The organism is Chitinophaga niabensis (assembly GCF_039545795.1).
Classification (GTDB): Bacteria; Bacteroidota; Bacteroidia; order Chitinophagales; family Chitinophagaceae; genus Chitinophaga; species Chitinophaga niabensis_B.
The window spans coordinates 4,289,924-4,312,290 of the sequence record NZ_CP154260.1 but is presented as its reverse complement, the minus strand read 5'-3'; the positions used below and the strand labels follow the sequence as shown (position 1 = coordinate 4,312,290).

The 22,367-nt window shown below is 46.5% G+C and carries 13 protein-coding genes; 9 read left to right on the top strand and 4 right to left on the bottom strand.

The annotated features are described in order from the left end of the window. The first annotated feature begins 2 nt into the window (after window positions 1–2). Genes AAHN97_RS16980 through AAHN97_RS16950 form a run of 7 tightly spaced genes read left to right on the top strand, consistent with a single transcriptional unit; the run spans window position 3 to window position 15,664 of the window. Window positions 3–3,122 carry a SusC/RagA family TonB-linked outer membrane protein gene (locus AAHN97_RS16980; protein ID WP_343303251.1) on the top strand — a complete coding sequence of 1,040 codons (3,120 nt, stop codon included), beginning with the start codon at window positions 3–5 and terminating at the stop codon, window positions 3,120–3,122. Window positions 3,123–3,145: 23 nt separating this feature from the next. Continuing rightward, entirely contained in the window at window positions 3,146–4,723 is a 1,578-nt protein-coding gene (locus AAHN97_RS16975) for a RagB/SusD family nutrient uptake outer membrane protein (RefSeq protein ID WP_343303250.1), read from the top strand. A gap of 55 nt (window positions 4,724–4,778) precedes the next feature. Beyond that, window positions 4,779–6,422, top strand: coding sequence for a glycoside hydrolase family 9 protein (locus tag AAHN97_RS16970; protein WP_343303249.1), 1,644 nt, complete (start codon window positions 4,779–4,781; stop codon window positions 6,420–6,422). Between the two features lie 16 nt (window positions 6,423–6,438). After that, window positions 6,439–7,374 (top strand): ABC transporter ATP-binding protein, encoded by a 936-nt coding sequence (locus AAHN97_RS16965; RefSeq protein WP_343303248.1) that lies wholly within the window; start codon window positions 6,439–6,441, stop codon window positions 7,372–7,374. Between the two features lie 19 nt (window positions 7,375–7,393). Continuing rightward, window positions 7,394–9,142, top strand: a complete 1,749-nt coding sequence (recD, locus tag AAHN97_RS16960) for an exodeoxyribonuclease V subunit alpha (RefSeq protein WP_343303247.1) — start codon at window positions 7,394–7,396, stop codon at window positions 9,140–9,142. After that, window positions 9,142–12,306, top strand: a complete 3,165-nt coding sequence (recC, locus tag AAHN97_RS16955; protein ID WP_343303246.1) for an exodeoxyribonuclease V subunit gamma — start codon at window positions 9,142–9,144, stop codon at window positions 12,304–12,306. The genes recD and recC overlap by 1 nt, the downstream gene beginning before the upstream one ends. Then, window positions 12,299–15,664 (top strand): UvrD-helicase domain-containing protein, encoded by a 3,366-nt coding sequence (locus tag AAHN97_RS16950; protein ID WP_343303245.1) that lies wholly within the window; start codon window positions 12,299–12,301, stop codon window positions 15,662–15,664. Before recC ends, AAHN97_RS16950 begins: the two co-directional genes overlap by 8 nt. On the opposite strand, the gene AAHN97_RS16945 is transcribed toward AAHN97_RS16950, so the two are convergent. Both AAHN97_RS16945 and AAHN97_RS16940 read right to left on the bottom strand, forming a co-directional pair. Then, complete coding sequence (locus AAHN97_RS16945) at window positions 15,641–16,054, bottom strand: SWIM zinc finger family protein (protein WP_343303244.1); 414 nt, start codon at window positions 16,052–16,054, stop codon at window positions 15,641–15,643. The two genes, AAHN97_RS16950 and AAHN97_RS16945, sit on opposite strands and share 24 nt — an antisense overlap. Before the next feature lie 22 nt (window positions 16,055–16,076). Beyond that, the gene (locus AAHN97_RS16940; RefSeq protein ID WP_343303243.1) at window positions 16,077–16,964 is read right to left on the bottom strand and encodes an SMP-30/gluconolactonase/LRE family protein; all 888 of its coding nucleotides are present in this window, start codon (window positions 16,962–16,964) and stop codon (window positions 16,077–16,079) included. A 50-nt stretch (window positions 16,965–17,014) separates the two neighbouring features. Here AAHN97_RS16940 and AAHN97_RS16935 point away from each other — a divergent pair, with 50 nt between their 5' ends. Further along, the gene (locus tag AAHN97_RS16935) at window positions 17,015–18,157 is read left to right on the top strand and encodes a methionine aminotransferase (protein WP_343303242.1); all 1,143 of its coding nucleotides are present in this window, start codon (window positions 17,015–17,017) and stop codon (window positions 18,155–18,157) included. A 32-nt stretch (window positions 18,158–18,189) separates the two neighbouring features. Continuing rightward, window positions 18,190–18,978 carry a DUF5995 family protein gene (locus AAHN97_RS16930; protein ID WP_343303241.1) on the top strand — a complete coding sequence of 263 codons (789 nt, stop codon included), beginning with the start codon at window positions 18,190–18,192 and terminating at the stop codon, window positions 18,976–18,978. On the opposite strand, the gene AAHN97_RS16925 is transcribed toward AAHN97_RS16930, so the two are convergent. Further along, on the bottom strand, window positions 18,979–21,102 hold the full coding sequence (locus AAHN97_RS16925) for a gamma-glutamyltransferase family protein (protein ID WP_343303240.1): 2,124 nt from the start codon (window positions 21,100–21,102) through the stop codon (window positions 18,979–18,981). It abuts the gene before it with no gap. Window positions 21,103–21,405: 303 nt separating this feature from the next. Next, entirely contained in the window at window positions 21,406–22,275 is an 870-nt protein-coding gene (locus tag AAHN97_RS16920; RefSeq protein ID WP_343303239.1) for an acyl-CoA desaturase, read from the bottom strand. Window positions 22,276–22,367: the final 92 nt, after the last annotated feature.

The following is a 22,367-nucleotide window of genomic DNA, read 5'->3' as shown; positions in this document are numbered from 1 at the left end:
TCATGAAACAAAAATTACTTAAAATGATGCGGGCGCTCTTTTTGCTGCTCCTATGCAGCGCCGCCGTATCCGCCCAGAGCGTAAAAGTTTCCGGGAAAATAACAGATGAGGCGGGTGCGCCCTTGCCGGGTGCCTCTGTATCGGAAGATGGAAAAGCCAGAGGTGTTTTTGCCGATGAGAACGGATATTATACACTCACAGTAGGCAGCAACAGCCGCCTGGTGTTCTCCTTTATTGGTTATACCACGCAGCGTATAGCCGTAGGAGATATGAGCATTGTCAATGTAACCATGAAACTTTCTAATGATGCCAGCCTGAATGAAGTAGTAGTGATCGGTTATGGTACGGCAAGAAGAAAAGATGTGACCGGCGCTATCAATACCATTACCAGCAAAGATTTTGGGAACAACTCTGCCACCACACCCAGCCAGTTGCTGCAGGGTAAATCTCCCGGTGTGCAGATCGTAAATACCAGTGGCATCCCGGGAAGCGGTGCCAATATCATCATTCGCGGGGTAGGCTCATTTACAAATGTCAGCCCCCTGTATGTAATTGACGGTATTCAAAGCGATGCTGGTCTTTTTAATGCCATCAATCCACAGGATATTGAAAGTGTGACCATCCTGAAAGATGCCGCCTCTACTGCCATCTATGGCGCTGCAGCTGCCAACGGAGTAGTGCTCATTACAACAAAGCGGGCAAAAGCGGGCGTTCCCAGGGTAAACATTACCAGCCAGTGGGGATTTGCCAAAAGGTCCAAAAAACTGGATGTGCTCAATGCTGCACAATACCTGGAGCTGGCAAAAGACTATGCCGCTGCACAAGGCTCTACTTTACCGGACAAATTCAATTCTCCGGATATCACTGTTACGCGTACAGATTGGCAGGATGCCATTTTCAGAACAGGTGCGCTTTCTAATAACGCAGTGAGTGTGAGCGGTGGTTCAGAGAATGTATTGTACAATTTTTCTGCAGGATATATTAACCAGGAAGCGATCGTAAAAGATTACCGGTATAAAGCCATCAACCTCCGTTTTTCGCTGGAAGAAAAGCTGGGCATCTTCCGTTTCGGTCAATCCCTGAACACACAGTTCACGAATAACACGGGCACTGCCGCAGATGTAACATCTGCATTATACATGCCCCCTTATTTCGACATTTATGATCCCACACGGGAAGGAGGATTTACCGCTGCCACGAATGTGAAAGACCTGAGCAATGCGGGCAACCCATTGGTAAAAGTGGCCAACCTGAATATGGTGAACAGGAATTTCATTTTGTATCCGCAGTTCTTTGGAGAAGTAAACCTGCTGAAGTCATTGAAGGTGCGGTCCCAGATAGCATTGTCCTTTGGCGGCAACAACACAAGTGAATACCAGAAGCCTTATATAGATGGGAACGATCTGGCTACAGGCCGCTCTGCCACAGAATCTCAATCCACTTATAACTGGTACCTGCTGGAAAACTATGCCACCTGGAACCAGACCTTTGCCGGCAAACATACCTTGGAAGTAACTGTTGGTAATACCTATAAAGATAAAGGCAGAAGCTCTTTCCTGAAATCCCAGGGAACCGGTATCGCCAATGATTATGTGCAGAACATTTCCGTGGCACTCAGTAATACTGTTACGGGCGCCAATGTGGGATATGGAAATAACAACGTGGGTATTTCTTATTTCGGCCGCCTGGTATACAACTTTAACGACAAGTACATTCTGTCTGCCAGCATCCGCAGAGATGGTTCTTCCGTTTTTGGCCCTGCTAATAAGTTCGGTAATTTCCCCGGTGTTGGTCTTGCCTGGAATGTATCCAACGAAACATTCATGAAATCCATTCCGCAGGTGAATGATCTGAAAGTTCGGGTGAGCTGGGGTAAAACAGGTAATAATAATATTGCTGCCTATCAGACCACACCACTTACTTACAGCGGAAGCCCCACCGGTAACCTGGTATACAGTTTCGGCAATGCAGAAGGTTTCTTTTCTGGTACCACTGTCAGCAATATTCCTAATCCCAACCTGAAATGGGAAGAAACCATACAAACAAATGCCGGTTTCGATCTGGCCTTATTCAACAATGCCCTTAACATTAATTTCGATTGGTACAACCGGAAGAACAACGATCTGCTGGTGAATGTACCTATCCCTAATTCAACCGGCGCCGGTGGCGTTTCCGGAAGTCCTACTATTGCCAGCAACGCTGCTTCCGCCAAGAACACCGGTTTTGAACTGGCAGTTGCTTACAGGAAGGTAAGCAGCGGAGGATTTGGATATAGTATTGGTGTGAATGGCGGATATAATAAGAACGAAGTGATCTCTCTCGGCAACGAATTTTCTGCGCCTATCCGTGATGGGTCTTTCAATCAGAACAGCGCTGCCACTTATACCGCCAAAGGATTTCCCATCGGTTCTTTCTACGGCCGCTTAGTAGACCATGTGGCCATTGATCAGGCAGATATCAACAAGTACAATGACCTGGCACGCAAGATCACGAACGACCCTGCTGCTATTTACCAGAATAATTTAAAACCCGGCGACTTCATTTTTAAAGACATTGATGGAAACGGTATTGTGGACGACAGAGATGTAACAGTGCTGGGTAACCCCATTCCTAAATTTGTATATGGTTTTACGATCAATCTCAACTACAGGAATTTCGATCTCAACCTGGCTGCCTCAGGCGTATCTGGCTTAAAGATCTATAAGGACCAGAATTATGTATTGCTGGGAACAGCAGCGCTGCATAATGTAAGCACAGATTATCTGAACAGATGGAGGAAAGCAGGCGATGTGGCCATGTATCCGGCTGCCGGCCAGAACCAGACCGCCAACCTGGTACCCTCTGATTTCTATATAGAAAATGGTGCTTACACGCGCTTACGTATGCTCACACTGGGATATACTTTTCCCCGTACTTTCCTGAGCAATGCCAGCAAAGGCGTATTGAACAATGTAAGGGTATATGTTTCCGCAGAGAACCTGATCACGCTCACTGATTACAGTGGTTATGATCCGGAGATCAGCACGCCCAGCGGTTCCAATTTCATCTTTGCGCGGGGTATAGACAGAGGCCAGCTTCCACAACCTAAAACAGTACTGTTCGGCATACAGATCGGCCTTTAATTCCTTACTTGAAAATTCAACGTATGAAAAAGATATTCTCACTTGCTATAATAATGTTCCTGCTGGGAAGCATGAGCTGCAAAAAATCCCGCCTGGATGTGGAGAACCCGGGTGCTTACAGCTATGATAATTATTTCACCAGCGCAACACAGATGAACGAAGCTGTAGTGGCCACTTACGCGGTATTACTCCACCCCGGCTTATGGTCCCGCGAATACTATTTTATTTTCGATCTCCTGGGGAACGATGCACAACGGGATGCACCACTTCAGGGTGATATCCGTCCCCTGTCTGATTTTACTTTCACCGCATCCAACAGCATCCTCACCAATCTATGGGCTTCCCTGTACCGCCTGGTATTGAGGAGTAATGTAGTGATAGACCGTGCCGCCGCATGGAAACCAACCGCTGCAGCAGATCTGGCATTGCAGAAACAATATATTGCAGAGGCAAAATTCCTGCGTGCCTATGCTAATATGCAACTGGTAACACTCTGGGGAAGAGTGCCCCTTCGTAATAATTACGCAGAAACAGTAGCCAACCTCTATCCTGAAAGAACCGCCATAGCGGCTATCTGGACAGCCGTAGAAGCTGACCTGAATGCAGCTGTCGCCGATCTGCCTTTACCGAAAGACCAGGCTGCAGCAGATCTGGGAAGAACAAACAAAGGCGCTGCTATTGCTTTATTAGGAAGAGCTTACCTCTATCAGAAGAAATGGGCAGAAGCACAAACAGCGTTGCTGCAATTAACGAAAGCACCTTACACCTATCAGCTCACCACCACCTATGACGAACTGTTCTCGCAGAACAACCAGGTGAATACAGAAACTATTTTCCAGGCCATGCATGCTAAATGGACAGACTGGGGCATCGGCAATCAGTATTATGTTTTCGGCGGACAGGAAACCTGGGGCGGAAAAGCCACGCATAGCGACAGGGCACAGGAGTATGGCTTTAACGACTGGCGGAATGCTTTCGTATCCAATGCACTTGTAAAAGCATTCAAATACAATAATGAAGCGGGCGTTCTCTACACAGACCCCAGAGCAAAAATGGTGATGTATGGTGATGCAGCCAGTGGTGCTAAAACAGACTATTGCAACAATTGTCCCGGCGGCACAAAGCCCTATCCCTTTGCTGCAAGCGAAGGCGGATACCGCTGGCGTAAATACCAGTATTATGAAGATGTGCCCAGCTACGGCGGCCCCCAAAGCAGTATTAACTCTCAGATCATCCGGTATGCGGATGTGCTGCTGATGATCGCGGAAACTTACATTCAAACCAATGATCCTGGTTCTGCATTACCATATATCAACCAGGTAAGGCAACGTGCAGGCGCATTCCAATATACCACACTTGGTTCGCAGGCACAGGCATTGCAATTGCTGATCCGGGAAAGACAGATAGAGTTATCCGGTGAACAGTTACGTTACTTCGACCTGCTCCGCTGGGGGCTCCTTAAACAAACCCTTAATCCGGAATTGCAGGCGCAGTATGGTGCTGCTACCTTCCAGGATAGGAATGTACTGCTGCCTATTCCGCAGCAGGAAAAGGATACCAATCCGAAAGTATCCGCTGACGTGCAGAATAGCTGGAATTAAATAACAAAGAAAAAGCCCGTAATATGTCTGCGGGCTTTTTTTATTATATTGATACATGTTTTTACTCTCCTTATACATCGTGCTCAACCAGGCGGGCTTTTACCCGGATGCACCAAAAGTAGCAGTGGTTACCAACGCTCCCGCAGCTTCGAAATTCTACGTGATCAACGCAGATAAAAAAGACACTGTTTTCTTCGCTGACCTGGGCGAAGAAAAACAATCCGGCAATTCCGATACTAAAACCAGGATTGCGGATTTCACGAAACTCACCACAAAAGGCAATTTCTTCATACATGTTCCCGGTGTTGGAAACTCTTATATTTTTAAGATCAGCGATGATGCGAACAGAGAAGTAGCCATTGCTACCCTAAAAGGTTTCTACTACCAAAGAGTGTCCATGCCCCTGGAAGAAAAATACGCAGGCAAATGGCATCGCCCGGCAGGGCATCCGGATACGGCAGTATATATTCATCCCTCTGCAGCAGATGAGAAACGCCCCGCAGGAACAATTATTTCTTCTCCCGGAGGATGGTACGATGCGGGAGATTATAATAAGTACATCGTGAACTCAGGTATCACAATGGGCACGCTTTTATCTGCCTATGAAGATTTCCCTGTTTACTTTTCAAAGTTCCATACCAATATCCCTGAAAGCAATAATACCATCCCGGATATCCTGGATGAAATGATCTATAACCTCCGCTGGATGCTCAGCATGCAGGACCCGAACGATGGAGGTGTATACAACAAATGCACCAATGCTTCTTTCGATGGCATGGTAATGCCCGGTGTTACAAAAGCCCCGCGCTATGTAGTGCAAAAAGGTACCGCTGCTGCTTTGGACTTTGCAGCAGTGACCGCACAGGCAAGCCGCGTTTTAAAACAGTACAACAAAGGTCTGGCAGATACCTGCCTGAAAGCAGCAGAAAGAGCCTGGGAATGGGCGAAACTGCATCCTGCCATGGAATACGACCAAAAGAATTTTCAACCACCTGTTACCACAGGCCCATATGGCGACAAATACTTTAAAGACGAATGGTTCTGGGCAGGAGCGGAATTATATGTCACAACAAAACAAGAGCAATACAAACCGGAAATAATTGAAGCAGGGCTGCCATCATGGTCTAATGTAGGTATGCTCGGTTATTACACCTTGCTCCGTTTCAATGCAGCGCCGCAACTCAAAGAAAAAGTGATTCGCATGGCCGATAGGTACGCTGAAAACTTAAGTGCTTTTCAAACTCCCATGGGCCAGTCTGTGAGAGATTTTAACTGGGGGTCAAATTCAAATGCAGCCAACCAGGGCATTCTGCTGATCAACGCCTACAAATTAACCGGGGATAAAAAATATATAGACCTGGCCTTGTCCAATCTTGATTACCTGCTGGGCAGAAATGCCACCGGCTATTGTTTCGTAACGGGCATCGGTAGTAAATCACCCATGCATCCGCATCACCGTCCATCGGAGGCAGATGGCATTAAAGAACCCGTACCCGGTTTACTGGCAGGTGGCCCTAATCCCGGCATGCAGGATAAATGTAAGTACGAATTCACCGCTCCGGAATTAGCGTATGCAGATATTGAATGTTCCTATGCTTCAAACGAGATTGCAATCAACTGGAATGCCCCCATTGTTTACCTGGCGAATGCTTTGGAGGCCCTGAAGCACAGGGTGGGCTATACTCAGCCTAAAAAGTAGTATTTTTATCGCCGAAATGAACTTACTAACAGTATCAGACATACAAAAGAAGGAAGGAGAGGATTTTGCACTGAAAGGGATCAGCTTTACGCAACAGCCGTTCTACAACATCGCTGTCACCGGCGAATCCGGCTCCGGCAAAAGCACTTTAATGAAGATCATTGCAGGGTTGGTGCAGCCTGATGCCGGCGAAGTATATTTCGAAGGTCAGAAAGTAAAAGGCCCCAACGATAAACTGATTCCCGGCCATCCCGGCATCGCTTATCTGTCCCAGCACTTTGAACTCAGGAACAACTACAGGATAGAGGAACTCCTCTCATACGCCAACAAATTATCAGACGAAGACGCACTGAACCTCTATAAAATAGCGCAGATCGACCATTTCCTGAAAAGAAAGAACGACCAGCTCTCCGGCGGAGAAAAACAACGCATTGCACTGGCGCGCCTTCTGGTCACTGCACCACGACTCTTAATCCTGGACGAACCATTCTCCAACCTGGACCTCATTCACAAGAACACCCTTAAGTCCGTGATCCACGATATCGGGGAAAAACTCAGGATCTCCTGTCTCCTTGTATCCCACGACCCTTTGGATACACTTTCCTGGGCCGATGAGATCATTGTGATGAAAGATGGAGCTGTTGTACAGCAGGGAAAACCCGAAGAGATCTACCAAAAGCCGGCAAACGAGTATGTGGCAGGGTTATTTGGAAAATACAACCTGGTAGGTTCCAAACGTTTATTTGTGCGCCCGGAGAACTTCAAAATAGTAAAGGGTGGCAGCTTTGCGATGGAAGGTACCGTAGAAAAAGTGGCCTTCCTGGGAAGCGCCTGGGAATTAACGGTACAATTAAAGGAACAAAGGATCACCGTACAAACAGATCTGCGGAGTATCTCCAAAGGGGATACCTTGTATGTATCAGTACCGCAGGAAGGTGCCTGGTTCCTGTAAAAAGTTCTTATATTAGAATATGTTCACCATAAATGATGTTCATCAGCAGTTCGCAGAATATTTTGATATACCCGTTTTAAAGCCCTACGCTTATCTCTTATCCAAAAAGATCAGCGAAGGGCATATCTGTTTGCACCTGGATGATCTGCAGGGTCAGTCAGAAGAATTGCCTGCCTACTGCGCAAATATGGTACCCGGTACAGCGCCACTGGAAACAGTTGCGCTGGTCGCAAAAGACGGAAAGGATGATCAGCCTTTTGTACTGTTCCAGGACAGGCTGTACCTGCAAAGATATTTCCGTTACGAAACCACTTTCCTCCGCCGCATTTACCAGTTCCTGGAAACAGAAAAAGTACTGGAAGAAGAAAGACTGGCACAGCTGGAAGAACATGCAGACCTTATAAAAGCACAATTCCCATCAGCCAGCAACACCGCACCGGATTGGCAACTCGCAGCAGCTATCACAGGCGTACTGAATAATTTTACCATCATCACCGGTGGCCCCGGTACAGGAAAAACCACTACGGTGGCAAAGATCCTGAACATTTTATATGGTATAGACCCTGCATTGAAAGTAGTACTGGCAGCCCCTACAGGCAAAGCTGCAGCCAGGCTGGCAGAAAGCCTCCGCAACTTTAAGAATGAAAAGTTTCAGTCGCTCAGCCCCGGTACGATTCATCGCTTGTTGAAATCAAAACGGGATAGTCCTTATTTTCATCACAATGCATCCAACCCGCTTAACTACGATGTAGTGATCGTGGATGAATGTTCGATGATAGATGTAGCCCTGTTTGCCAAACTGCTGGATGCCATTGGCCCTAAAACACGCCTGATATTACTGGGAGATAAAGACCAGCTGGCTTCTGTGGAAGCGGGTAGTTTCTTTGGTGATCTTTGCCAGGCACAGGGTGCTATTAACCTGTTCAGGCCCCAACGCATCCAGGTGATGAATAAGTTCGGTGCAAACCTTACACAGCTGCATGAAAGTGCAAATGATAAACATCCGCTTTTTCAGCACCTGGTGGAATTAAGAACAAGCCATCGTTTCTCGGACGACAAAGGCATTGGCAAATTCAGTAAAGCCATTATCAGGAATGAAAAAGCAGCCATCCTGGAATTTCTACAAGAAAACGCTGATGAACAGGTGGTGATAGATCAGGTGTATTCAAAAGAATTATTCGAACAGTTTATTGCAGGGTATGAAGCATTTATCAAAGAACCAGATACGCTTAACGCATTGAAAAAGATGAATGCCCTGCGCGTATTATGTGCTGTAAGACAGGGGGAGCAAGGACTGTATACTGTCAATAAAGCCATTGAGAAATATTTACACGATAAAAAACTGATCAGGGCGAATGTGGAGTTCTATGAGAACCGCCCTATCATTCTTACAAGGAATTATTACGAGCATAATTTGTTCAATGGTGATACGGGTGTTATTCGTCCGGATGCCAATGGTATACTGATGGCCTGGTTTGAAGATGGACAGGGCGAATTAAAAGCTGTCCTGCCCGGATACCTTACCGATGCAGAAACCGTATTTGCCATGACCATTCATAAAAGCCAGGGCTCGGAGTTTAACGAAGTATTGGTAGTACTCCCGCAAACAACGGAAGTAGCCATTTTAACGCGGGAGTTACTGTACACCGCCATTACAAGGGCTAGGTCAAAAGTATATGTACAGGCTTCAGAAGCTGTATTGCTCCTGGCCGCACAACGTTTTGTAGAAAGAGCATCCGGTATCGCAACAAGATTTATAGAAAGCTGATGGCATTATATCTCAAAGTTTCAAATTCGCTGGAAAGCCTGGCACATGTGCTTGCGCAGGACCTTCAAACGTCCGGCAACAGTGTGTTTGAGCCACACCTGATTGTTACGCAAACGGAGGGGATGAACAACTGGCTCAGGATGCAGATCGCGGAATACCACGGGATTGCTGCCAACTGCCGCTTTCTGAAACCCAACGATCTCATTCATCAGTTATATTTCCTGCTGGGAGGGCCTTTTACAGAATTGCTATCCGCGCAGAACCTAACCTGGCTGTTGTTTAAACTGCTGGGAGAAAAGGATTTCATTAAACGTTTCCCTGCTGTATCTGCCTATTATGAGAAAAGCGGGTCTGATAAAGACCTCAAGCGTATGGCGCTGGCAGAAAAAGCGGCTGACCTGTTCGACCAGTACCAGGTATACCGCCCGGAAATGATCCGGGAATGGAACAATGAGAACCTGCAAACAAAGGAGTGGCAGGAGTATCTCTGGGCCAAAGCAAAGATAGCCTCCGGTAACAGCCTGCCGGATAAAACGGTGATAGGGCATTACATCCTGGAGGCATTAAAAGACCCGAATAAACAGGAGGCGCTGAAAGAGCGGATGAAAACAGTACACCTCTTCGGCCTGTCCATCATCACTGCCTATCACGTGCAGATCCTGCACGAAGTGGCTGCTTTCATCGATATACATTTTCATATCATCAATCCCGCACCGGCTGTTTATTGGTTTGAAGACAAGAGCGAAAAACAACTCGCACGCTGGAAAGATAAGCTGATAGACGAAGCTGCCGGTAACCCATTGATCACCGGCTGGGGAAGAGTGGTGCAGGATACTTTCGGCCTGTTCTTTAAATACGATGCCTTTATCAATGCATATGATGATCAGGAGATCGTGGAGCCGGTACCGGATAGTTTATTGCACAAGATCCAGCACGATGTATTTGTAAGCGCCACGGCGGACAGGCATCCCATCACAGCAGAAGATCTCAGTGATGGTTCCGTTACCATCAATACCTGCTACACAGTAGCAAGAGAAGTAGAGGTGCTCTATAATTACCTGGTATACCTGGTAGATAAAAGGAAAGAATCACTTTCACCAAGGGATATTGTGGTGATGGTGAGTGATATAGACAGTTACGCGCCTTACATCAAAGCTGTATTCAATAACGCACCTTATAAGTTCCGTTACACGATAGCAGATGAAAGTTATGCGGACAGTGATAACATCTTCAATGCTATTCACGCCATCCTGCAGGTAACGGAAGAGAATTTCAAAGCCGAAGAGGTATTGCAACTCCTGGATTCCTCTTATATCCGCAAGAGGTTTCAGGTCGAAGATATATCCCTGATCAGAAGGGTAGTGGATGCTGCCAATATCCGTTTTGGGATGGAAGGTGAGCTGGAAGATGAAACTTACCTGATCAGCTGGAAATACGGTCTGAAAAGGATCATGTATGGTATTTGTATGAGTGGGGGAGAAGAATATGGGGAAGGTGTAGGCAGCTTTTATCCCATCGATGTACTGGAAGGAAGCGCCACACAGGAGGTAGTACGTTTCTGCCATTTTGTGGAAGTACTGATGGATGCGGTGAAAGAAAGAAAACGTGCCCGTACGATCAATGAATGGGTATTGTATGTGGAAAGTGTACTGCACAACCTGGTATACGAACCACAGGAAGATATAGATGAAGATTACAATGCCCTCATGCAGCAACTCACAGATTATAACCTGCTGAATGAATACATGAGTGATGCGGTGGCTTTTGATGTATTTGGTCATAGTTTCCTGCAAACACTTACCGGCAACACCCGTTCCGGTTTGTTTGTGAATGGTGGTATCACTTTCTGTTCACTGATTCCCATGCGTAGTATTCCTTTTAAAGTAGTGGCCTTGCTGGGGCTTAACTATGATAAGTTCCCCAGGAAGGAACAACCCGCCGGTTTCAATCTCATGGAAAGAGACCGCCAGCGGGGAGACCGGAATGTGAAGGAGAATGATAAACACCTCTTCCTCGAAACCATCCTCTCTGCACGGGAGTATCTGTACATCAGTTATGTAGGCCAGAGTGTCAAAGACAATACACGCATGCCACCCTCCGCACTGGTAGATGAACTGATCGATTACATCGCCTCCGGTACTACAGATCCGGAAGGGGTAAGGGAGCAGTTGGTGACTTTGCATCCCCTGCAAAGTTTCAGCCGGAAATATACCGGCGGCAGATTATATAACTACCTCAATAACAGATCCACCGGCCGGAAGAAGATCACCAATGATACAAAAGAAATCAGTTCCTTCGGCTTTGAAGAGATAGACCTGGAAGACCTGGTACGTTTCTTCAAGAACCCTTTCAAAGCTTATTACAATAAAGTACTGGGCATTTATTACAGCGATGAACAGATCCTGCTCAATGAAACAGAGATCTTCAACCTGGACAGCTTACAGGAATGGGTGTTAAAGAACGAACTGTTGCCCTTACAGCCGGAGGACATGCCCAACCTGAAGATGCAACTGGTAAAAACAGGCGCGCTGCCTTTAAAGAACATGGCAGAAGTGGCTCTGCAGCAGGCGGAGGAAAAAGCAGCACCGGTAAGGATGATGTTCAAAGATGTTACCCGTGGCATGGAACCGGAGATAGTACCGGTGGAACTGAATATAGGAGACAGCCTGATAAGAGGAAATATTCAGCAGGTATACGATGGCCGGTATGTACAGGTGTCCTGGTCAAAGAATGAAGCCAAGTACCTGGTGGAAGCGTATATCCGTTATCTGGCAGGAGCAGCAGCCGGTGTATTGAATGGCGTATGCCTGATCTCCGGTGCTAAAAGGAAAGCGGTGTATGAAGGAGAACGGTTAACGCAAGGAGAAGCATTGCAGCGTTTAAGTATCCTGATCAGGATCTACAAAGAGGGTTTCAATCTGATTGCACCTTTCTCTCCTGATTTTGATATCAAACCGGAGATTGTAGAGGAACTGGATTTCGAGACCTTCACAAAGATCGTGGACAGGAAGCTGAGCGGATTTGCATCATTCAGCGAACCCTATATCCTCAGAGCTTATAACGATGGTTTATTTGCCGATCCCACGGTACTGGAATCCTATAAGTTCATTTGCACGCATTTGATCGTACCATTAGTAGAATTATTTCCGGGCTATCATGAATAGTAAGAATACATATAAGGAATTTGATGCCGCCACGGTAGCGCTGGAAGGAAGCAACCTCATAGAGGCCAGCGCCGGAACCGGCAAAACATATTCCATTGCCATACTGGTATTACGCCTGGTATTGGAGCAGCAGCTTTCAGTGAAGGAAATATTAATGGTAACTTTCACCAAAGCCGCCGTAGCTGAACTGGAAGAAAGGATCCGTTTGTTTATCCGCAATGCCTATAAAGTAAGCACAGGCAAAACCATCAAAGACGATAATATCACCAGCCTTGTACAAAAGGCGATTGCGGCTTCAGATGCAAAACAGGTAGAACAACGCCTGAAAGAAGCAGTACTCTTCCTGGATGAAACTTCTGTGTTAACCATCCATAGTTTCTGCCAGCAGACCCTCAATGAATTCGCCTTTGAAACAGACCAGCTCTTTGGCGCAGAAATGCTGGAAGACCCGCAACAGCTGGTAGAAGATGAAGTACAACGGTTCTGGCGAAAATATGTAACTACCCTTAAAGTAGAGCTCCTGCAGCAAATATGGAGTAAAGACCTGATGGAGAATATCGTCAAAGCATCCATAGAACACTTGAGCGGCAAGAAATACCTCAGCTATGATGACGCGAAAGACTATTCCATCACGGAGGCAGAGCAGGATGAATGGGTAAAGGAATTAACCGCAGTCACACAAAAGAAAGAAGCAGCTGCCACTGCAGTGCTGGAATATATCATCACGCACACAGCCCGGTTAAAAGCACTCAGCGAAAGCAATGGCTATGCTAAAAAATCATTGCTGCTCTTAATTGATACACCTGCCGCTTTCTTAAGCGAGATGCTGAAGAAGAGAACGTCTGCCTACATCCCCAAGTTATACCAGGATGTACTGGACCTCGCGGATCAGGCAGAAATGGCAGAGGAAGCCCATAAAGCGATCAGTAATGCCATTCATATCCGCCTGCAATGTTTCGCGATCAGTGAGGTAGCTGCAGGGGTACAGGAATTTAAACAACGGAACAACCTGCTCGGATATGATGATATGATCAGCAACCTGCACAAAGCATTGGTGGAAAGGGACAACCCTGCATTGATGGCAGCCATGCAGAACAAGTATAAAGCTGTTTTCGTAGATGAGTTCCAGGATACGGACCGCCAGCAGTTCGAGATCTTTGATAAAGCATATGGTGCAGGCACCATCCTTTTCTATATCGGTGATCCCAAACAAAGTATTTACGCATGGCGTAAGGCAGACATCTTCACTTATTTCAAAGCCCGTGATGGCGTAAGCAACCTGTACAGCATGAACCGGAACTACCGTTCTTCCGCTCCGCTCATCAGCGCCATGAATAACTTCTTCCTCCCCACACCTGATTTCGATACTTTTTATTTTAAGGGGGAAGAGGACGTGATAGATTACCAGGAAGTGGAGAGCCCGGCACAAAATACCAAAGGGCTTTTCTATAAAAATAATGTGGCAGATGCCCCTATCTCTACTTATAAGTTACCCAATACAGAACAACTCGTAGAAGCCGTAGGCGCACAGGTAGCCCTGTTGCTACAACCGGGATCCTACCGCATAGAAGATGAACCCATCCGCCCTTCTGATATAGGCATCCTGGTAAGAAGCCGCAGGCAGGGTATGGATGTAAAAGCAGCATTGGCCAGGCTGGGCATTCCTGCCGTTACCATAGATGATGCCAAAGTATTACAAACAGAAGAAGCCACTTACCTGCTCTACCTGATGGAAGCAATGACGGACCCGGACCGTTCTTCTATCAACCGCGCATTATTATCTCCTTTCACTGGTCTCACAGTAGCAGAGATCCTGATCCTGGATGATGAAGCTACATTAGGCCTGTTCAGCAATTACAAGAACCGCTGGACGCAGGATGGTATCTACACTGCCCTCATGGATTTTGTGGCGGACTTTGATGTGCGGAACATCTTACTGCAATCAGAGAACGGAGAACGCATTATGACCAATCTCTTCCAGCTGATAGAACTGGTGCATCAGGCCCAGAGCCGTAAGAACCTGTCCATGGCGGAACTGATCTCCTGGTTAAAGCGCGGTATTGATGGCATGGCAACAGATGGGGATGAATACATGCTGCGGGTGGAAAGTGATGAAGAAGCTGTGAAGATCGTTACTATTCATAAAAGCAAAGGTCTCGAGTATAAGATCGTATTGGCGCCTTTCCTGGATTTTGCTGAGAGCAGGAACATTGAGCTGGTGAGTTACCGTGATCCTGAAACAGGGGATTATGTGGCAGCAGAAAAGAGTAAACTCACGGAAGACCAGGAGAAGTGGTACAAACAGCAGGCAGAGCAGGAAAACCGCCGTTTGCTGTATGTAGCTATCACCCGCGCGGTATATAAGTGTTACATCTTCCGCAATAGCTATTACTACGTTTCTACTTTACTGGAATTTCTGAAAGCCATCAATCCGGATGATGTTTTAATAAAAGCAGAAACAGAAATACCTGAAGCAAAAGGGTACCGTTACAGGGAAAACATTCCCGCACCCGCACGCATCACGCAGGATACTGTACATTTCAGCCTGAAAGAACAGTACTGGCGAAAAATGAGTTACACCATGCTGGCTGCCAAACATGAGATTCTTCCAAGAGAACGCGCACTGCCACAGGAGAATGAATACGATACCTTTATTTTCAATACCCTGAGAAGAGGCGCCAAAACAGGTAACCTGCTTCACTTTATATTTGAGAAAGTAGATTTTACAGATGATACCCGCTGGGGTAAATGGCTGGAAGAAGCGGTACGCCGTTTTGCACCGGGCCAGCAGGAATTATATCTGCCCATGCTCCGCCAGTTACTGGAGCATGTATTGAATGCTGTCATCCATATCGAAGGCGAAACTTTCTCATTATCCTCTGTAGCCCTCAGAAGACGGATCACAGAGTTTGAATTTGATTTCCCGGTAGCCGCATTTGAAACAGCACAACTGAACAGTCTTTCTGATACAGTAGCCACCGTATCGGTGAAACTGAATAACGGGGAACTGGAAGGGATCATGAATGGGAAAATGGACTTATTCTTTGAGCACAATGGAAAGTACTATATCCTTGACTGGAAATCCAACTACCTGGGATTCTCCATGCCGGATTATTCCCCGGAAGCCCTGGCTGCTGCGTTGAACGAAAACAATTATCACCTGCAATATCTCTTATACACGGTTGCCGCCAAAAAATACCTGGAGACGCGTCTGCCGGCATTTGATTATGAAACACAGTTTGGTGGTGTGATCTATCTCTTTGTGAGAGGGGTAAGAAAAGAAGGGGATACCGGCATCTTTGTCACCAAACCCGCATATGAGCGTATTCTGGCACTAGAGACTATCCTTGCCGGGTAAAGGATGGGAAGCAAAATGTGCCAGTAGAATGTTCTTAAAACCTTCATAGTTACTGCCATGTGCAATAACAAATTGCCTTAATTCCGCTTCAGGAATACTGTTCACCAGTTCAATAAAATTCACTTTGCCGGACTTGCCTTTGATGGCATACAGCACGCCTACCACATGTTTGCAATGTGATGCCTGATGCGGGCAGGTACAGGATACTTCCGTGATCTCCTTTTCCTTCAGCGTAATGTTTACCCTGTATACCTCAGACCCTGCAATGGTAGCCTGCCACATGCCCGGTTGCTTTTCTTCCAGGTGATGTACAGATCCCTTGCTGTAAAAAGTTAATCCTTTTTGCAGTTGCTGAAGTTCTACATGTTGTTCAAAGTTCTCTATCGTCATGCGCACAAAGTTACTGATAATACTATTCTACTCCCTTCACCTTCATCTGTAAAGTATACACCGTTTCAGATGCTGTAATAAAAAGTGTTTTCCTGTCCTTCCCGCCAAAGCAAAGATTGGCCGTCCATTTTTCCGGTACATCTATGTGCAGGATCTGTTCTCCTTTTGGATTAAATACAAAAATGCCATTGCCTGCTATATACACATTGCCTTTTTCATCCACCGTCATGCCATCTCCGCCTTTGTTGCAAAAGAGCTGCGGATCAGAGAGGCTGCCATCTTTATTGATCCTGTATTTGTAGATCTTGTTATCACCAATATCCGCCACGTACAATGTTTTGCCGTCCTTAGTACCTGCAATGCCATTGGGTTTCTTGATATTGTCTGCCACCATCACGGCCTGCTTTTTACCCGGCGCCAGGAAGTAAACCCTTTGGGAATCTATCTCCGGTTTTTTACGCTCCCAGTATTTACGCTGATAGTAAGGGTCCGTAAAATAGATGCCGCCTTTTGACGTGATCCAGAGGTCATTGGGGCCATTGAATTTCCTGCCCTGGTAATCCGTCAGCAATACGGTTACTTTACCGGATGGAGAAATAGACCAAAGCTCATTCTTATCATCCGCACAGGCGATGATATTCCCTTTTTTATCGAAGTACAAACCATTGGAACGGCCGGCGCTGTCCATGAAGAGGGAGAGTTTGCCCTCCGTATCGTATTTCCAGATCGTGTTATTGGGTTGATCTGTAAAGTATACATTCCCTTTTTTATCAGGGGCCGGGCCTTCAGTAAAAGAGAATTGTTTAGAGATCAGCACGGGTTGTGCATTGTCGGCTACCAGGCCAGGGTTTTGCTGGCCGTAAGTATAAGCTGCTAACGTGGAAAGGAGCAGTGTAATGATAATTTTCATAGCTTATTACTATTTTAGTGGACGATTTTGACTAAAATAAACAATATACCTTGCAAATTTCTTCAAAACTTCCAAATACCGGTACCACCATCTTCAGTGTAATGAGTGCCCTGGCAAACGAGTATAAAGCAGTTAACCTGGGCCAGGGATTCCCGGACTATCCCATGAACGAGGCTTTGGTGGCAAAAGTGAATGAAGCCATGCAGGCAGGGTTTAACCAGTATGCACCCATGCAGGGGCATCTCCCTTTGCGGGAAGTACTGGCAGAAAAGGTACAGTTCCTCTATGGTACCACCATCAACCCTGATACCCAGATCACCATTACCCCCGGCGGTACTTATGGCATCTATACTTCCCTCACCACCGTATTACAACCCGGCGATGAAGTGATCATCTTTGAACCGGCATACGACAGTTATGTACCCAATGTATTGGTGAATGGTGCGGTACCCGTACTGATAGAACTGCAATTCCCTGATTATAAAATAAACTGGGAAGAAGTACGCAGAAAGATAACGCCCCGCACAAAGTTCATCATGCTGAACACCCCGCATAACCCTACAGGCGCTGTATTGGGAGAAGGTGATATTCAGCAGCTGAGGTCCATCGTGGAAGGCACGAATATATTTATACTCAGCGATGAAGTATATGAACACCTCATCTATGATAATATCCCGCACCAGAGTATACTCCGTTACCCGGAGCTGCTGGAGCGTAGTTTTGTAACCTTCTCTTTCGGGAAGTTATATCATTGCACCGGTTGGAAGATGGGTTATTGCATCAGTTCTCCGGCCTTAATGCAGGAGTTCAGAAAGGTGCATCAGTATAACTGTTTCTCCTGTCATACCCCTTCACAGGTAGCGCTGGCGGGATTTCTGAAAGACAAAGACTCCTATTTGCAGTTAAGCAGTTTCATGCAGGCCAAACGTGATTATTTTCACGGGCTGATGTCTAACACCCGTTTTTCTCCAATGCCCAGCTATGGCAGTTATTTCCAGTGTTACCAGTATAACAGGATCAGTGAGGAAGGGGATGCAGATTTTGCAGTGCGCATCACAAAAGAATTTGGTGTAGCCACTGTGCCCGTATCTGCATTCTATCAATCAGGCAGGGACCATAAAGTGATCCGGTTCTGTTTTGCGAAGAAGGAAGAAACATTGGAAAGGGCCGTAGAGCGCCTGATTAAAGTATAGCATTTTCATTCACCCCAAAAAGCACCAATTAAATGGCAGCTAATACCATTGATGAAGTCATCCTTCAATTGGAACAATTAATTGAAGAATGCATTGATACCAACAGCCGCATCGGTTTTTTCGCTTCCCTCTATTACAAAGTAACAGTAAGAGTGAAAGAAGGGATCCTCAATAATGAGTTTGAAGACGGTCCGCGTATGGAAAGACTGGACGTTTTCTTTGCCAATCGCTACCTGGAAGCCGTGCAGCAATGGAAGGCAAAAAAGCCTGTCTCCGGCCCCTGGGCATCTGCATTCAGCGGTACAAAGAAACCTACCGTGATCCTCCTGCAGCAATTACTGCTGGGCATGAACGCACATATTAATTATGATCTGGGCATTGCGGCTGTGGATGCAGCAGCAGGGCAGGATATACAATCCCTGCATAAAGACTTTATCAGCATCAATACCATCATCGGATCCCTCACCTTTGAGGTAACGAATGCCATCAGCCGTATCTCTCCTTTGTTATCGCTGGTGGGCATGCATGCCAATAACGGAGAATCTATCCTTATTCAATTCAGTATCTCCAATGCACGGGATGGGGCATGGAGTTTTGCGGAAGAGCTGGCCGGTAAAACAGGTGAGGAGAGAGCAGCATGCCTGGCCGCCAGGGATCAGAGCATCACAAAACTGGCAGATGCTTTAAAAAGCCCCAAAGGTTTTGTGAAGATCACCACCTTTATCATTTTCCTCTTTGAATGGAAAAGCCCCCGCAAGATCATACGGGTCTTATATGATTACAAGAAGAAGTTCTTTCATTATAACCAGAAAGCGGCATAACTACCAGCCGATACCATAATCTTCCCCATGATTACTGCTGCCGCCCCAGAAGCTGCCATGCACCCTGTCGAAGAAGATGGCATTGATGGGGCCGCTGCTCCTGGCTACAAAACTGAGCGTATACCCCATGTTCTGCAGCGCTGTTCTTGTTTTTTCCGGTGTACTGGTACTGAGTAATATACTGCCCGGTTTTGGCTGGCGCTCTTTGATGGTCATGCCACCAAGGGATAGCCATAATTGATTGCTGTTGATATTGGCTGCTTCTGTGGCCTGCTGTACCGTCATACCAAACTCTACCATGTTCAGGAAGAACTGCAGGAGGTTCTGATCTTGTGTATCACCGCCCTGTACAGCAAAGGAGAGGAAAGGTTTTCCTTCTTTCAATGCCATGGAAGGTGTTAGTGTAACGCGGGGTCTTTTGCCCGGTGCCAATACGTTAAAAGGATTCAATGCAGAATCCAGTACAAAGCTCTGCAAACGCTGGCTCATGCCAACGCCTGTGCGTCCTGCAATGCAGGCCGGCATCCATCCGCCGCTGGGGGTAATGGATACTACCCAGCCTTCTTCATCTGCTGCTTCCACACTGGTAGTGCCACGCCATAAACGATCTGCGTAGGCACTGTCTGCTTGTTGCTGAAAGGCTATTGCGTCAGCACGCAGCAAACTTTCCGCCTGTTGCTGAAAAGTCATTGCATTAGCATGCAGCAAACTTTCCGCCTGTTGCTGAAAAGTCATTGCATCAGCACGCAGCAAACTTTCCGCCTGTTGCTGAAAGGCCATTGCATCAGCATGCAGCAAAGGCTCTGCCTGTTGCCGGTAAACCATTGCATCATTAGCAGCACCACGTTGCAAATGTTCCGCCATCGCATCATGTTTCGGCACAAAACCATCCCGCTTTTTATTCCCGGTAGAATCAGTAAAAGAAGCCCTTTCCGGCAACAGGTACAATACAGGATTCTTTCTGCCCTCAAAAGGGTAGGGGTCTCCCGGTTGTGCACCCGGATTATTTTTAGCAGGATCGATCAGCTTAGCCCTTTCTTTTGCATAGGCTTTACTCAGTAATCCTTTAATAGGCGGCTTCGGTGAAAAGTAAGGATCACCATAATAGAAATCCCTGTCCGCAAAGGTCAGGTTCATGGTTTGATAAAGGGTATGAATATAGGCAGGAGAATTGTAGCCCATGCTCTTAAGATCAAAGTTCTCCAGTATATTCAGGCTTTGCAGTAACATGGGGCCCTGCGTCCATTCCCGTAATTTATATACTTCAATGCCTTTGTAATTTACATGTAATGGTTCCTCTTCAATAGGTTTCCATTTAGCGAGGTCTTCCATGGTGATCAGCCCTCCCTGTTCTTTACTGCCTCTTACAAATTCAGCTGCGATATCTCCTTTGTAAAAACGATCGTATGCAGCCATGATCGCTTCTTTACGGCTCTTTTTTTGCTTCAGCGCATTTTGTTCCGCTTCCACCATTTTAGTGAGTGTAGCCAGCAGGTCCTTCTGCACAAAGATCTCTCCTGCATCAGGTGCTACTCTTTCCCTTTCCGGATGTGTAAAGAAAACTTTTTTGCTGTAAGGCCATTCCTCAATGTATTTTTTGCCGCGTTCTATGCTGTTGGCCGTTTGTGCTTCTATGGGGTAACCCGCCGCCATTTCCATGGCAGGAGCCAGCACTTCTTTCAGGCTGAGCGTTCCATACTGCGCCAGCATATAACAAAGCCCGCCGGGTGTACCAGGTGTGGTAGCTGCCAGCGGACCATATTCCGGAGGAAAACTATATCCTTTCTTTTTAAAGAATTCAACGGTAGCGCCTGTTGGTGCAACACCCATGGCATTGATCGCAATCACCTTACCGGTTTTGGGATGATAGATGAGCGCCTGTGTTTCCCCACCCCAGCTGAGTACATCCCACATGGTGCAGGTAGCAGCCAGCATAGCGCATGCAGCATCCACTGCATTACCCCCTTTCTGAAAGATCATAGCACCAGCCGTAGCAGCAAGTGGTTTGCCGGTAACGGCCATCCAGTGTTTGCCATGTAATGGTGGTTTCTGGGTTTGGGTTTGTTGGGCCTTACTATGTAGGAATGCAGGTAAAAGAACCAGGGTAAGCAGGAAGCGGTACATGTCAATTTAGATAATGATTGGTACTAAATTAAGAAAATACCAGCCGATTATCAGTAAATTTTAAAGGCCTTCAATTCCCGCAGTCCTGTTGATTTTTCGAGGGCGGGTGCCTGTTTGGGCAGTGCCCGGGAAAGCGCCCACCTCATCATTCACCTGTTTGAAGACTCCCTTGGTTATCTGAAGTGAAGATACCTGCAGCAGAAAGTGGAGGGCTTTGCGGGATGAGTCATCAGGAGCGAGCGTTAATATTTGATCTTCAGAAAACTGCAAGGGATAAATTATTTCCCATGAAGGCAGAAAATCCTATGCTACTTTATTATTGTCTTTTACTTTCTGTGGAACACCCCGGATATCCCAGACAATGCCAAATAAACCCAGCATGCGGAGCACATAATAAGTAATGTCTATTTCCCACCAATAGAAACCCTGCCGCGTTGCGCTCTGATAATAGTGGTGATTATTATGCCATCCTTCACCAAGTGTTACCAGCGCCAGGATCAGGTTGTTTTTAGATTCATCGCCTGTTTTGTAACGCGGCTTACCGATCTTGTGCATCAGGGAGTTGATGGTGAAAGTACCATGGAATAATAAAATGGTGCTCAGGAAGAAACCGATGAACAAAGTAGAGAGACCCGCCTGCCAGTCGAACCAACCTGCGCCATTTACTTTATTACCAACAAAATACACCACCGCAGCCAGGATCACCGGCGGCACCCAATGGTATTTATTCAGCCAGAAGAGTTCTTTTTCTTTTACATCCTTGATCAGGTCGAAACGGGTAGGCTTATGCTCAGGACCCATGATCCAGCCGATGTGCGCATACCAGAATCCATATATTTTAGCAGAATGCGGATCTTCCGGTGTATCACTGTGTTTATGGTGAATGCGGTGATTGGCAGCCCACCAGATAGCACCCTTCTGGAAACTCGATTGTGCGCCAAATGCCAGGATGAACTGGAAGAACCGTGAAGTTTTATACGATCGGTGAGAAAAATACCGGTGATAACCACCTGTTACAAAAAACATGCGTACCACATACAGTACCGCACACAGGATCCAGTCGAATGCCGTTACATGCGTAAAAATGGCCAGCAGGGGAACCAGGTGAATACCAATGAAATCCATTTCGTGCAGCCAGTTTATTCTTGCTCTTTTTGCCAGGTTAGTAGTCATAACCCAAAAGTATAACCCTATTTTTAATTGACCAATGATTTATGTCAATGTAAAAGCTGCTAAAGTTCTTGCTGAAGAACGAATCAGGTGTT

Excerpts from the sequence above, each read along its gene's own strand:
- AAHN97_RS16945 (WP_343303244.1), bottom strand. The coding sequence starts at position 16,054 with ATGACGATAGAGAACTTTGAACAACATGTAGAACTTCAGCAACTGCAA.
- recD (WP_343303247.1), top strand. The coding sequence starts at position 7,394 with ATGTTCACCATAAATGATGTTCATCAGCAGTTCGCAGAATATTTTGAT.
- AAHN97_RS16930 (WP_343303241.1), top strand. The coding sequence starts at position 18,190 with ATGGCAGCTAATACCATTGATGAAGTCATCCTTCAATTGGAACAATTA.
- AAHN97_RS16950 (WP_343303245.1), top strand. The coding sequence starts at position 12,299 with ATGAATAGTAAGAATACATATAAGGAATTTGATGCCGCCACGGTAGCG.
- AAHN97_RS16920 (WP_343303239.1), bottom strand. The coding sequence starts at position 22,275 with ATGACTACTAACCTGGCAAAAAGAGCAAGAATAAACTGGCTGCACGAA.
- AAHN97_RS16940 (WP_343303243.1), bottom strand. The coding sequence starts at position 16,964 with ATGAAAATTATCATTACACTGCTCCTTTCCACGTTAGCAGCTTATACT.
- AAHN97_RS16925 (WP_343303240.1), bottom strand. The coding sequence starts at position 21,102 with ATGTACCGCTTCCTGCTTACCCTGGTTCTTTTACCTGCATTCCTACAT.
- AAHN97_RS16970 (WP_343303249.1), top strand. The coding sequence starts at position 4,779 with ATGTTTTTACTCTCCTTATACATCGTGCTCAACCAGGCGGGCTTTTAC.
- AAHN97_RS16975 (WP_343303250.1), top strand. The coding sequence starts at position 3,146 with ATGAAAAAGATATTCTCACTTGCTATAATAATGTTCCTGCTGGGAAGC.
- AAHN97_RS16980 (WP_343303251.1), top strand. The coding sequence starts at position 3 with ATGAAACAAAAATTACTTAAAATGATGCGGGCGCTCTTTTTGCTGCTC.
- AAHN97_RS16965 (WP_343303248.1), top strand. The coding sequence starts at position 6,439 with ATGAACTTACTAACAGTATCAGACATACAAAAGAAGGAAGGAGAGGAT.
- recC (WP_343303246.1), top strand. The coding sequence starts at position 9,142 with ATGGCATTATATCTCAAAGTTTCAAATTCGCTGGAAAGCCTGGCACAT.